Below are 12,116 nucleotides of genomic sequence, written 5' to 3'. Positions count from 1 at the left end.
CTCGGCTGGCTGTGTCAGTCGGTACGTCCGTCCCTATCTGGGACCAAAGTGGCGATTTCGTCAAGGATTTGGCTCGCCATGAGTGTTTTCGACGCCAGCGGCAACGCGGTCTCGGTTCCCGTGGAACTGAGCAGCCAGCCGGTGTTGTCGGCGGTGCCGAATGCCTTTCCCTCGCCGACCGCGTTGACGACCAACAGATCGGTTCCCTTGCGCCGCAACTTCTCTCGGCCGTGATCGAGAACTCCACCGCGCTCGTCGCCGGTCTCCGCGGCGAATCCGACGATCACCGTCGACGCCGGGATGTCACCGGCCTCGCGACTGCGGACCAGGCCGCGCAGGATGTCGGGATTGGTGTCGAGTTCGATCGGGGCCGGTCCGTCGGCGCCCTTCTTGATCTTGGCGTCGGCGACCGAGAGCGGCCGGAAGTCGGCGACGGCAGCGGCCATGATCACGACGTCGGCGTCGGCGGCGCGTTTGTTCATCTCGACGGCGAGCTGTGTCGCGGTCTCGATCCGGACGATGTCGACGCCCGCGGGGTCGCCGGGCTCGTCGGTCGCACCGGCCACCAGGGTCACCTGCGCGCCACGCTGCGCCGCGGCGCGGGCGAGGGCGTAGCCCTGCTTGCCCGATGAGCGGTTGCCCAGGTAACGGACCGGATCGAGGGGCTCACGGGTACCGCCCGCGCTGACCAGCACCCGAATCCCGGACAGGTCGTAGGGCAGTGCGTGCGCGCTGTCGAGCAGCAGTTCGCCGATCAGCGCGATCTCCTGCGGATCCGGCAGCCGACCGGCGCCGCTGTCGGTACCGGTCAACCGCCCCGACGCCGGGGTCATCACGGTGGCGCCGTGGCTGCGCAGCGTTGCGACGTTGGCCTGGGTCGCGGGGTGCTCCCACATCTCGGTATGCATCGCGGGCACGAACAGCACCGGCGCCCGAACGGTCAGCAGCGACGCGGTGAGCAGATCGTCGGCGCGACCCGACGCCGCGCGGGCCATCAGGTCGGCGGTCGCCGGGGCCACGATCACCAGATCCGCCTGCTGGCCGAGCCGCACGTGCGCGACCTCGTCGACGTCGTCGAACACCGTCGTGCTCACCGGGTGCCCGGACAGTGCCTCGAAGGTCGCGGCTCCGACGAAGTTCAGCGCCGAATCGGTCGGGATGACCCGGACGTCGGCGCCGGACTCGGTGAAGTGGCGGATGACCGAGCACACCTTGTACGCGGCGATTCCGCCGCCCACGCCGATCAGGATGCGCTTACGGGCATCGCCTGCGCCGGACTGCGAGCTGCTCATGCGCGGCGTCTCCCGCTACTCGCCTTCGGTGTGCTCGAGGAGGTCGGCGTGGATCTCGCGCATCGCGATCGACAGCGGCTTCTCCTGCAGACCCGGCTCGACGAGCGGGCCGACGAATTCGAGGATGCCGTCGCCGAGCTGGTTGTAGTAGTCGTTGATCTGGCGCGCCCGCTTGGCCGCGTAGATGACCAGGGCGTACTTCGACGATGCGCGGTCGAGCAGATCGTCGATCGGCGGGTTGGTGATACCCAGCGGGGTGTCGTAGGCCGGCGCGTCGGCGATCTCAGTCACGTCGAAGTCGGTCGGGTTGCTCACGGAGCTCCTCAAGTTCTGCTGCAGTGCTTATGGCGAATCGGTACTGGTGGGGCGTGGCGCGGACGGTATCTAGTGCTCTCCGCCCGCCACGTCGGCAGGTCCAACCAGCAAGGATACCAACTCGATGGCCACCTGGTCGACTTCGCGGTTCACCAGCACCCGGTCGAAGTCGTCTTTCGACGCCATTTCGATCCGTGCGGTCTCCAGTCGGCGGGCGATCTTCTCGGGCGTCTCGGTGCCGCGTCCGGTCAGCCGGGCCACCAGATCGTCCCACGTCGGCGGCGACAGGAACACCGTGTGGGCTTCGGGCAGCTGGGCGACCACGTTGGCCGCACCCTCCAGGTCGACCTCCACCAGCACCGGTTTGCCGGCCGCCAGCGCGTCGAGCACCGGCTGTCGGGGGGTTCCCGAACGTTGCAGCCCGCCGTGGATCTCCGCCCACTCCAGGAGGCGGTCATCGGCGATCATCGCATCGAACTCGGCGTCGGAGATGAAGTGGTAGTCGCGTCCGTCGACTTCACCGGGACGCGCGGCGCGGGTGGTGACCGACACGCTGAAGAACAGTTCGGGCAGCCGCTCTCGTACTCGTTTGACGACGGTGGACTTGCCGACGGCCGAGGGGCCGACCAAAACGATCAGTCGGCCCCTCGGAGTATCAGCGGTCCCCTGCGGGGCCGTCGAATTCTGCTCGCTCACTCAGGCGAGGTCGAACTTTTCCAGCAGCGCGCGGCGCTGACGGTCGCCGAGTCCGCGCAGGCGGCGGGTCGGTGCGATCTCCAGTTCGGTCATGATCTCCTGTGCCTTGACCTTGCCGACCTTGGGCAGGGCCTCGAGCAGCGCCGAAACCTTCATCTTGCCGAGGATCTCGTCGCTTTCAGCGTCGGTGAGGACCTGCTTGAGGTCGGTGCCACCACGCTTGAGGCGCTCCTTGAGCTCCGCGCGGACACGGCGAGCAGCAGCTGCCTTCTCCAACGCTGCGGCGCGCTGCTCGGGTGTCAACTGGGGAAGTGCCACGGGTTCCTCCGTAATCGTGTTCTTCGTCTTGAGTCGGCGGCGCACGGTGGTGTCCGCCTGGCCGCGATTGAATGCGGCGCGTGCTCGACCGTACCCAACGTGAGCAGGCATTTCGAGGAGGACCCCACGAAAACGCCCAGATGACGGTGTTGTAGCTTCCTGCGGATTCTCATCGGCGGACGAGTGGGCCACACCCCTGGGCCGGTACCGATCTGCGCAGGTCAGAGGGAAGAAGTGGGTCAACACAGGCGATTCTGCGCTGATACTGGTGTGGCGCGTGTTGTGTGCGCAACCGCTCGACGATCCCCGGCGACGAAATCCATCACATCCGCGTGTCGCACCGCGACGCACCGTCGACATCGGCCGCCGCGGCCGGATGACCTCGGGTTTCAGCGGTGCGCACGCTAAAGGGAGGCTGGATCACGGAGCGTTCGAACAGGAGTCCTCGCCCTACTGGGTGCGCTGGTGGTGAATGTCGCTCGCGCCGTTCTGTCGGGCGACCTGAGCCCCGGCGCGGGTGGCCTCGATGTCGACGGCGCGACGATCTCGACGACCGTCGCCATCGGCGTCACACCGGTCGATCCGGGCAGCGACAGCCTCGACGATGCACTCTCCCATGCCGACCAGGCGTTGTACCGGGCCAAGCGCCAGGGACCCAATCGAGTGCAGGTGTAGCGACGCCGGTCGCTACCCCAAGGCGGCCTCGACCTCGTCGCGGACGCGCTCATAGGCGGCCCGCAGTGCGCCGACGTCGGGTCCCTGCGCCAACAGTCCGCGGGAACTGGCGGGCAGCACCCAGTCGCGGTCGGCGCCGGCGAAGACCTCGGGCAGATCGGCGGGCGTCGCGCCCTGCGCCCCCAGACCGGGCGACAGGATCGAACCCCGCAGGGCGGACAGGTCCAGTCCGTGCGCCCGGGTCGCCCCGACGACCAGCCCGACGGTCGCGCGCCCGTCGGCGTTGACCGCGGCCGCGGCGTCGACTATCCCCTGCGCCACCGAGGCGCCGTCGCCGCGCTGGGCCCGCTGCAGTTCGGCGCCCTCCGGATTCGACGTCCGGGCCAGCACGTACACGGCGCGGCCGGTGGCCCCGGCCTTGTCCAGGGCGGGCGAGAGCGACCCGAAGCCCAGGTAGGGCGACGCGGTCACCGAGTCGGCGCACAGCGGCGACTCGTCGTCGAGCCACGCGGTGGTGTAGGCGGCCATCGTCGAGCCGATGTCGCCGCGCTTGGCGTCGGCGATCACCAGTGCTCCGGCGGCCCGGCAGCCCGCGATCACCGACTCCAGAGCGGCGATGCCCGCCGAGCCGAAGGCTTCGAAGAACGCGACCTGCGGTTTGACCACCGACGCCGCCGGGCCGAGCGCCTCGACGCAGATCTCGCCGAACCGCGCGACGCCCGCCGCGGACACCGGCAGCCCCCACTTCTCCAGCAGCGGCGGGTGCGGGTCGATGCCCGCGCACAGGCGGCCACGCGCCGCGACGGCGTCGCGGTAGCGCGTGGCGTAGCCCGGCTCGGTCATCGGCCCTGCACCAGTGCCGCGTGGCGGCTCTGCAGCGATCGCACGCCGATGTCGCCGTCCAGTGCCGCTTCGATGCCCTGCACCGCGGCCCCCGCGCCCTGCACGGTGGTGATGCACGGAATGTTCACCGACACCGCGGCGGAACGGATTTCGTAGCCGTCGACGCGCGGCCCGGACTGACCGAACGGCGTGTTGATCACCATGGCGACCTCACCGGCGCGGATGGTGTCGACGATCGTCGTCTCCCCCGCCTCCAGTTCGCTTGCCTCCGAATACTTTCGAACGCGAGTGCACTGGATGCCGTTGCGCGCCAACATGTTCGCGGTGCCGTCGGTCGCCAGGATGGAGAATCCGAGATCAGCGAGCCGCTTGACCGGGAACAGCAGCGCCCGCTTGTCCTTGTTGGCCACCGAGACGAAGATCGCCCCCGAGAGCGGCAGCGCTCCGTAGGCCGCGGTCTGCGACTTGGCGAACGCCCGCCCGAAGTCGGCGTCGATGCCCATCACCTCGCCCGTCGACTTCATCTCGGGGCTCAGCAGCGAGTCGACGCCGGTCCCGTCCTGTCGGCGGAACCGGTTGAACGGCAGCACGGCCTCCTTGACCGAGATCGGTGTCTGCACCGGCGCCTCACCGCCGTCGCCGGTCGCGGGCAGGATGCCCTGACCGCGCAGCTCGGCGATCGACGTCCCCAGCATCACCCGGGCGCATGCCTTCGCCAGCGGTACCGCGGTGGCCTTGGACACGAACGGCACCGTCCGGCTGGCGCGTGGGTTGGCCTCCAGGACGTACAGGACATCGTCCTTGAGCGCGTATTGGACGTTGAGCAGACCGCGCACACCGATGCCTTTGGCCAGCAATTCCGTCGAGCGCCGCACTGCTTCGAGATCGGCGCGGCCGAGCGTGACCGGCGGCAACGCGCACGCCGAGTCGCCGGAGTGGATGCCGGCTTCCTCGATGTGCTCCATCACGCCGCCGATGTAGACGTCGGTGCCGTCGCACAGCGCGTCGACGTCGATCTCCACCGCGTCCTCCAGGAAGCGGTCCACCAGCACCGGGTGGTCGGGCGTCAATTCCGTTGCGCGCGAGATGTAGTCGCCCAGCGACGCCTCGTCGTAGACGATCTCCATACCCCGCCCGCCCAGGACGTAGGACGGCCGGACGAGCACCGGGTAGCCGATGCGCGACGCTGTGTCGCGTGCCTCCTCGAAGGTGGTGGCGGTGCCGAACGCCGGCGCGGGCAGGCCCGCGGCGGTGAGCACCTTGCCGAATTCGCCGCGATCTTCGGCGAGGTCGATGGCCTCCGGGCTGGTGCCGACGATCGGGACACCGGCACCGGCGAGCCGGTGCGCCAGCCCCAGCGGCGTCTGCCCGCCAAGTTGCACGATGACACCGGCGACCGTCCCCGACGTCGACTCGGAGTGGTACACCTCCAGCACGTCTTCGAAGGTCAGCGGCTCGAAGTACAGCCGGTCGGCGGTGTCGTAGTCGGTCGAGACGGTCTCCGGGTTGCAGTTGACCATCACCGTCTCGTACCCGGCCTCGGACAGCGTCATAGCCGCGTGGACACACGAGTAGTCGAATTCGATGCCCTGACCGATACGGTTGGGGCCCGAGCCCAGAATCAGTACCTTCGGCCGATCGTGCTGTGGCGCAACCTCACTCGTTGCCGCCGGGTCGAGCTCGTAGCTGCTGTAGTGATACGGTGTGCGCGCCTCGAACTCCGCGGCGCAGGTGTCGACGGTCTTGTACACCGGCCGCACGCCCAGTTCTACCCGGTGTGCGCGAACGGCGGCCTCGTCGGCGAAATCGCTGCGCAGCGCGGCGATCTGACGATCGGAGAAGCCACTCGATTTGGCGAGCCGCAGCAACGGTTCGTCGAGCACGTCAGCGTCGCGGAGGTCGTTGCCCAGTGCGCCGATTCCGGCGATCTCGGCGAGGAACCACGGGTCGATCTTGGTGGCCTCGTACAGGTCCTCGATCGACGCGCCCGCGTCGAACGCCAGCATCACGCCGTAGAGCCGCCCGTCCTTGGGCACCGACAATTCCTGGAGCAGAGCGGGCAGGTCGACGCTGGCCGGGTCGGGGCGGTCGGCCTCGGTCCAGAAGCCCGCGGCCTTGGTCTCCAGCGACCGCATCACCTTGCCGAGCGCCTCCGCGAAGCTGCGGCCCAGGCTCATCGCCTCGCCCACCGACTTCATCGTCGTGGTCAGCGTGTCGTCGGCGCCGGGGAACTTCTCGAACGCGAACCGCGGTGCCTTGACGACGACGTAGTCGAGCGTCGGCTCGAAGCAGGCGGGCGTCTCCTTGGTGATGTCGTTGACGATCTCGTCGAGGCTGTAGCCGATCGCCAGCTTCGCGGCGATCTTCGCGATCGGGAAGCCGGTGGCCTTCGACGCCAGCGCCGACGACCGCGACACGCGCGGGTTCATCTCGATGACGACCAGCCGGCCGTCCGCCGGATCCTGGGCGAACTGGATGTTGCAGCCGCCGGTGTCGACGCCGACCTCGCGCAGGATGTCGATGGAGAGGTCGCGCATCTTCTGGTACTCGCGGTCGGTCAGCGTCATCGCCGGTGCGACGGTCACCGAGTCACCGGTGTGCACGCCGACCGGGTCGAGGTTCTCGATCGAACACACCACCACGACGTTGTCGCGGTTGTCGCGCATCAGTTCGAGCTCGTACTCTTTCCAGCCGAGGATCGACTCCTCGATGAGGACGTTGGCGGTCGGCGACGCCGCCAGGCCGCCGCCGGCGATCCGCTCGAGGTCGGCTTCGTTGTAGGCCATGCCCGAGCCGAGGCCGCCCATGGTGAACGACGGGCGCACGACGACGGGGTAGCCGAGGTCGGCGACGGTGGCGCGCACCTCGTCCATGGTGTGGCAGACGGCCGAGCGGGCGGATTCGCCGCCGACCTTCTCCACGATGTCCTTGAACATCTGGCGGTCCTCGCCGCGCTGGATCGCGTCGAAGTCGGCACCGATGAGTTCGATGCCGTACTTCTCCAGCGAACCGCGATCATGCAGTGCGACAGCGGTGTTCAGCGCCGTCTGGCCACCGAGGGTGGCGAGTACGGCATCGATCGGATGTCCCGCGTCGCGCTCCGCCTCGATGACCTTCTCGACGAACTCGGCGGTGATCGGCTCGACGTAGGTGGCGTCGGCGAACTCCGGGTCGGTCATGATGGTCGCCGGGTTGGAGTTGACCAGGCTGACGCGCAGGCCTTCGCTGCGCAGCACCCGGCAGGCCTGGGTCCCGGAATAGTCGAACTCGCAGGCCTGGCCGATGACGATCGGGCCGGACCCGATCACCAGGACGTGGTTGAGATCACTGCGGCGTGGCATCAGGCATCGGCTCCGTTGGTGGGAGTGGTGGAGTGGCGGGCGTCGAGCAGGTCGACGAATCGGTCGAAGAGGTAGGCGGCGTCGTGGGGCCCGGCGGCGGCCTCCGGGTGGTACTGCACCGAGAAGGCTTGTCCGCCCAGCAGTTCCACGCCTTCGACCACGCCGTCGTTGGCGCAGACGTGGCTCACCCGCGCCCGGCCGAAGTCGGTGTCGAACTCCTCGCCCGCTTCGCCCTCGAGGGCGAAGCCGTGATTCTGGGCGGTGATGGAGATCTTGCCGGTGGCGGCGTCGACGACCGGGATGTTGATGCCGCGGTGGCCGAACTTCATCTTGTAGGTGCCGCGCCCGAGTGCGCGGCCGAGGATCTGGTTGCCGAAACAGATGCCGAACAGCGGCAGTCCCTGTCCGAGAACGTCGCGGGTGAGGTTCACCGCGGCGTCGGCGGTGGCCGGATCGCCGGGGCCGTTGGAGAGGAAGACTCCGTCGACGCCGAGTGCGGTGATGTCGGCGAAGGTCGACGACGACGGCAGCACGTGTACCCGCAGGCCGCGCTGGGCGAACATGCGCGGCGTGTTGGTCTTGATGCCGAGGTCGATCGCCGCGACGGTGTAGCGCGACTCGCCGTGCGGTTCGACGAGGTAGGTGTCGTCGGTGCTCACCTGACCGGCGAGGTCGGCACCGGCCATCGCCGGTTGGTTGCGCACGCGGGCCACCAGTTCGTCGACCGGTGCCAGTGCGGCTCCGGAGAATACGCCCGCGCGCATCGAGCCGTGATCGCGCAGCACCCGCACGACGGTGCGCGTATCGATACCCGCGATGCCGACGATGCCCTGGCTGACGAGTTCGTCCTGCAGCGACGTCGTCGCGCGCCAGTTGGATACCCGGCGGGTGGGGTTGCGCACGGCGTAACCGGCCACCCAGATCCTATCGTTTCGGGACTCGTCGTCCTCGTCGTTCCAACCGGTGTTGCCGATCTGGGGGGCGGTGGCCACCACGATCTGCCGGTGGTAGCTCGGGTCGGTGAGGGTCTCCTGGTAGCCGGTCATCGCGGTGCAGAACACCGCTTCGCCGAGGGTCTCGCCGACGGCGCCGAATTCGGTGCCGGTGAAGACTTGTCCATTCTCAAGCACCAACAGTGCTGTACTCATTTATCGGTTCCCTGCGTTGAGCTTGCGTCGATGTCGGAGTGGGGTGCGTCGGCCGCATCCGCCGTCGCGTCGGCCGACGGCTGCGCCGGTGCGTACTCGGCGATCCATTCGGCGTAGACGGCCTTGTCGTCGGCGCGGATCCCGGAGTCGATCTCGGTGCCCGAGGGCAGGATCCAGCGGAAGACCAGCAGCCCGTCGGCGGTCATCACCTTGCCGGCCAGACCGCGTTCGGTGCGCACCGCGGTCAGCGATTCGCGGGGAATCCAGATCTCCGACGCCCCCTTGCGGACGAACAGGATTCCCGAGGCGAACCCGACGAGATCGGTGGTGGCGCGATCGCCGTAGTCGCCGACCGCGATGCGGTCCTGCCAGCTCGGCGCCAACGTCGAGCCGACGTAGAGGCCGCTGTCGGGTCCGATCAGCACTTCGCCGAGTTCCTCGGGAGCAACCGGGAAGTCGCCGACGAGGTCGAGCTGGCGCCGGCCGCGGTTGCGCCAGCCCTTGATGACCAGCGAGATCAGCAGCAGCCACAATGCCAGCACGCCGATCACGATGATGATGTTGTAGAAGACCTCGTTCATGCGATCACCCCATGTTCATCGGGTCCGCTCTCGGCTCCCTGGTTTGCGGCGACGCCGTCGCGTGCGGTGACCGCACCGCGCAGCAGCGTCGCGGTGACGGTGACCGGCATGGTCATCGCCTCATACGGTGTGTTGTCGGAGAGGCTGGCCAGTTCGTCACCGGCCACCACCCACGACCGGTTCGGGTCGACCAGGGTGAGGTTCGCCGGTTCGTTGACCGCGATCGGACGCCCGTGGTCGGGTAGCCGGACGATCTCGGCGGGCCGTTCACTCATCACCCGTGCGACGCCGCGCCAGTCGAGCAGACCGGTCGTCACCATCGTTTCGACGACGACGCCGAGCGCGGTCTCCAGGCCCAGCATGCCCGGGCGGGCCTGCGCGAACTCGCAGCACTTGTCCTGGCTCGCGTGCGGTGCGTGATCGGTTGCGACGCAGTCGATCACACCGTCGGCGAGGGCCTGACGCAGGGCCAGATTGTCGCTCTCCTCGCGTAGCGGCGGATTGACCTTGTTGATCGGATCGTACGTTTCCAGCCGAGAGTCGTTGAGCAGCAAGTGATGCGGCGTCACCTCGGCCGTAATCGAAATCCCTTGTGCGCGAGCCCATTTCAGCAGTTCAACGGTGCCCTCGGTGGATGCGTGACAAATGTGCACACGCGCACCGGCGTCGCGGGCGAGCAGTGCGTCGCGGATCACGATGGATTCCTCGGCGGCCCGTGGCCAGCCCGCCAGCCCCAGGCGCGCGGCAGTGGGACCCTCGTGGGCGACGGCCCCGACCGTCAGCCGCGGTTCTTCGGCATGCTGGGCGATGAGCACGTCGAGGCCCGTCGCGTATTCGAGCGCCCGCCGCATCAGCAGCGGGTCGTCGACGCACTTGCCGTCGTCGGAGAACATCCGCACGCCCGCCGCTCCGGCGGCCATCATGCCCATCTCGGCGAGCTGTTTGCCCCGCAGGCCGACGGTGACCGCGCCGACCGGGTGGACGTCGACCAGCCCGACGTCGCGGCCGGCGCGATAGACGCCGTCGGTGACGGTGGAGTTGTCGGCGACCGGGTCGGTGTTGGCCATCGCGAACACCGCCGTGTAGCCGCCGAGTGCGGCGGCGGCCGACCCGGACGCGATGGTCTCGGTGTCTTCGCGCCCCGGTTCGCGCAGGTGAGTATGCATGTCGACGAAGCCGGGCAGCGCGATCGCGCCCTCGCCTGCGAGGCGTTCGACGTCGTCGGGCGCGCTCAGCCCGGTGCCTATCTCGGCGATGACCCCGTCGCGCACCAGGATGTCGACCGGTTCGCCCTCACCGTACGGCCGGACGTCGGTGATCAGGATGGACTGGCCCGCACTCACGAAATCTCTCCTTCATCGGTCCCCACGAGCAGTCTGAACAGCACGGCCATCCGCACGTGCACGCCGTTGCGGACCTGCTCCAGCACCGCTGCCCGCGGCGAGTCGGCCACCGAGTAGCCGATCTCCATACCGCGCAGCATCGGGCCGGGGTGCAGCACCACGGCGTCGTCGGACAGCGCTTTCATCCGCTTCTCGCTGAGCCCGTAGCGGACCGCGTACTCGCGCGACGACGGGAAGAAGCCGCCGTTCATGCGTTCGGCCTGCACCCGCAGCATCATCACGGCGTCGGCGGCGGGCAGTTCGGCGTCGAGCGAGGTGCTGATGTTCACCGGCCACTGCTCGACGCCGGTGGGCAGCAACGTCGGCGGCGCGACCAGGGTGACGTCGGCGCCGAGGGTCGAGAGCAGGAACGCGTTGGATCGCGCGACCCGCGAGTGCAGCACGTCGCCGACGATCACCACGCGTCGTCCGTCGAGCGATCCGAGGCGTTGGCGCAGTGTCAGGGCGTCGAGCAGCGCCTGGGTGGGATGCTCGTGGGTGCCGTCGCCGGCGTTGATGACCGAGGGACCCGACCCGTCCGTCTCCGCGGTCCAGGCCGCGATCTGGTGGGCCGCGCCCGACGCCGGGTGCCGCACGATCAGCGCGTCCGCACCGGCGGCGTGCAGGGTCTTGACGGTGTCGCGCAGGGACTCGCCCTTGCTGGCCGACGAACTGGAGGCGCTCACGTTGATGACGTCGGCGCTCATCCACTTGCCCGCGACCTCGAAGGACACCCTGGTGCGGGTGGAGTTCTCGTAGAACACCGTCATCACGGTGCGGCCGCGCAGGGTCGGCAGCTTACGCACCTCGCGGCCGGCGAGCGCCTGCTCGAAGCGTTCGGCATCGTCGAGCAGCGCGGTGGCGTCGTCGCGCGAGAGACTCGCGGTGGACAGCAGGTGGCGCATCAGTTCTCCCCCGCCGTGTCGGTCAGCGGTGACGTCAGTACCACTTCGTCGACGCCGTCGTGCTCGGCGAGGTGCACCGCGACCAGTTCCTCGCGGGCGGTGGGGATGTTCTTGCCGACGTAGTCGGCGCGCAGCGGCAGTTCACGATGACCGCGATCGACGAGGACCGCCAGCTGAACACTCGCCGGGCGCCCCAGGTCGCGTAGTGCGTCGAGGGCGGCGCGCACCGTGCGGCCGGAGAACAGCACGTCGTCGACGAGGATCACGCGGGCGTGGTCGACGCCGCCGCGCGGGACGACCGTACGTTCGAGCGCGCGGTGCGGCTTGTCGCGCAGGTCGTCGCGATAGAGGGTGATGTCGAGGTAGCCGGTGGGAACGTCGACGCCGGAGAATTCGGCGATGCGTTCGGCCAGCCGCCGACCGAGGAATGTTCCCCGCGTCGGGATTCCGACGATGACGACCGGCTTCGCCCCGGGGGCGTCGAGCGCGGTCTTCTCGATGATCTGGTGGGCCATCCGTGCGATGGTCCGTCCGACGTCAGCGGCATCGAGCAGTACGCGCGAAGGCCCAGTCGCCTGCGCGTCGCTTCGATTCACCATCTGACCTCCTTCCCCGCCTCA

Annotated in this window: 12 protein-coding genes; 1 reads left to right on the top strand and 11 read right to left on the bottom strand. The window is 68.8% G+C overall.

Translation table 11 applies throughout. From position 1 onward, the window contains the following. Positions 1-14 precede the first annotated feature (14 nt). From coaBC to mihF, 4 genes are all read right to left on the bottom strand, one after another. Complete coding sequence (gene coaBC, locus HH308_RS04330; protein WP_170192934.1) at positions 15-1,292, bottom strand: bifunctional phosphopantothenoylcysteine decarboxylase/phosphopantothenate--cysteine ligase CoaBC; 1,278 nt, start codon at positions 1,290-1,292, stop codon at positions 15-17. Positions 1,293-1,307: 15 nt separating this feature from the next. Further along, entirely contained in the window at positions 1,308-1,607 is a 300-nt protein-coding gene (rpoZ, locus tag HH308_RS04325) for a DNA-directed RNA polymerase subunit omega (protein ID WP_170192933.1), read from the bottom strand. 69 nt (positions 1,608-1,676) lie between these two features. After that, the gene (gene gmk, locus HH308_RS04320) at positions 1,677-2,303 is read right to left on the bottom strand and encodes a guanylate kinase (protein WP_170192932.1); all 627 of its coding nucleotides are present in this window, start codon (positions 2,301-2,303) and stop codon (positions 1,677-1,679) included. Next, a complete protein-coding gene (mihF, locus tag HH308_RS04315) occupies positions 2,304-2,621 on the bottom strand; it encodes an integration host factor, actinobacterial type (RefSeq protein ID WP_170192931.1) in 318 nt (105 codons plus the stop codon). A gap of 465 nt (positions 2,622-3,086) precedes the next feature. Here mihF and HH308_RS04310 point away from each other — a divergent pair, with 465 nt between their 5' ends. Beyond that, positions 3,087-3,296, top strand: a complete 210-nt coding sequence (locus HH308_RS04310) for a GGDEF domain-containing protein (protein ID WP_211188139.1) — start codon at positions 3,087-3,089, stop codon at positions 3,294-3,296. Between the two features lie 12 nt (positions 3,297-3,308). Here the strand turns inward: HH308_RS04310 and pyrF are convergent, their stop codons facing one another. From pyrF to pyrR, 7 genes are read right to left on the bottom strand one after another with little or no spacing between them, the layout of a single operon-like run. Further along, entirely contained in the window at positions 3,309-4,139 is an 831-nt protein-coding gene (pyrF, locus tag HH308_RS04305) for an orotidine-5'-phosphate decarboxylase (RefSeq protein WP_170192930.1), read from the bottom strand. After that, positions 4,136-7,480 (bottom strand): carbamoyl-phosphate synthase large subunit, encoded by a 3,345-nt coding sequence (carB, locus tag HH308_RS04300; protein ID WP_170192929.1) that lies wholly within the window; start codon positions 7,478-7,480, stop codon positions 4,136-4,138. Before carB ends, pyrF begins: the two co-directional genes overlap by 4 nt. Further along, positions 7,480-8,628 (bottom strand): glutamine-hydrolyzing carbamoyl-phosphate synthase small subunit, encoded by a 1,149-nt coding sequence (gene carA, locus HH308_RS04295; RefSeq protein WP_170192928.1) that lies wholly within the window; start codon positions 8,626-8,628, stop codon positions 7,480-7,482. The genes carB and carA overlap by 1 nt, the downstream gene beginning before the upstream one ends. Beyond that, positions 8,625-9,209, bottom strand: a complete 585-nt coding sequence (locus HH308_RS04290) for a PH-like domain-containing protein (RefSeq protein ID WP_170192927.1) — start codon at positions 9,207-9,209, stop codon at positions 8,625-8,627. The genes carA and HH308_RS04290 overlap by 4 nt, the downstream gene beginning before the upstream one ends. After that, entirely contained in the window at positions 9,206-10,552 is a 1,347-nt protein-coding gene (locus tag HH308_RS04285) for a dihydroorotase (protein WP_170192926.1), read from the bottom strand. Before HH308_RS04285 ends, HH308_RS04290 begins: the two co-directional genes overlap by 4 nt. Continuing rightward, positions 10,549-11,496: an aspartate carbamoyltransferase catalytic subunit gene (locus tag HH308_RS04280; RefSeq protein ID WP_170192925.1), complete on the bottom strand. Its 948-nt coding sequence runs from the start codon at positions 11,494-11,496 to the stop codon at positions 10,549-10,551. The genes HH308_RS04285 and HH308_RS04280 overlap by 4 nt, the downstream gene beginning before the upstream one ends. Then, the gene (gene pyrR, locus HH308_RS04275; protein ID WP_170192924.1) at positions 11,496-12,095 is read right to left on the bottom strand and encodes a bifunctional pyr operon transcriptional regulator/uracil phosphoribosyltransferase PyrR; all 600 of its coding nucleotides are present in this window, start codon (positions 12,093-12,095) and stop codon (positions 11,496-11,498) included. The genes HH308_RS04280 and pyrR overlap by 1 nt, the downstream gene beginning before the upstream one ends. Between the last annotated feature and the right edge of the window lie 21 nt (positions 12,096-12,116).

Source organism: Gordonia asplenii (assembly GCF_012933505.1).
Classification (GTDB): domain Bacteria; phylum Actinomycetota; class Actinomycetes; order Mycobacteriales; family Mycobacteriaceae; genus Gordonia; species Gordonia asplenii.
Note: the sequence above shows the minus strand (reverse complement) of the source record. Positions and strands in the feature narration are given on the sequence as shown.

Bases quoted from the DNA above. Each gene is read 5' to 3' on its own strand.
- pyrR (WP_170192924.1), bottom strand. From the start codon at position 12,095: ATGGTGAATCGAAGCGACGCGCAGGCGACTGGGCCTTCGCGCGTACTG.
- coaBC (WP_170192934.1), bottom strand. From the start codon at position 1,292: ATGAGCAGCTCGCAGTCCGGCGCAGGCGATGCCCGTAAGCGCATCCTG.
- carA (WP_170192928.1), bottom strand. From the start codon at position 8,628: ATGAGTACAGCACTGTTGGTGCTTGAGAATGGACAAGTCTTCACCGGC.
- pyrF (WP_170192930.1), bottom strand. From the start codon at position 4,139: ATGACCGAGCCGGGCTACGCCACGCGCTACCGCGACGCCGTCGCGGCG.
- carB (WP_170192929.1), bottom strand. From the start codon at position 7,480: ATGCCACGCCGCAGTGATCTCAACCACGTCCTGGTGATCGGGTCCGGC.
- HH308_RS04280 (WP_170192925.1), bottom strand. From the start codon at position 11,496: ATGCGCCACCTGCTGTCCACCGCGAGTCTCTCGCGCGACGACGCCACC.
- HH308_RS04290 (WP_170192927.1), bottom strand. From the start codon at position 9,209: ATGAACGAGGTCTTCTACAACATCATCATCGTGATCGGCGTGCTGGCA.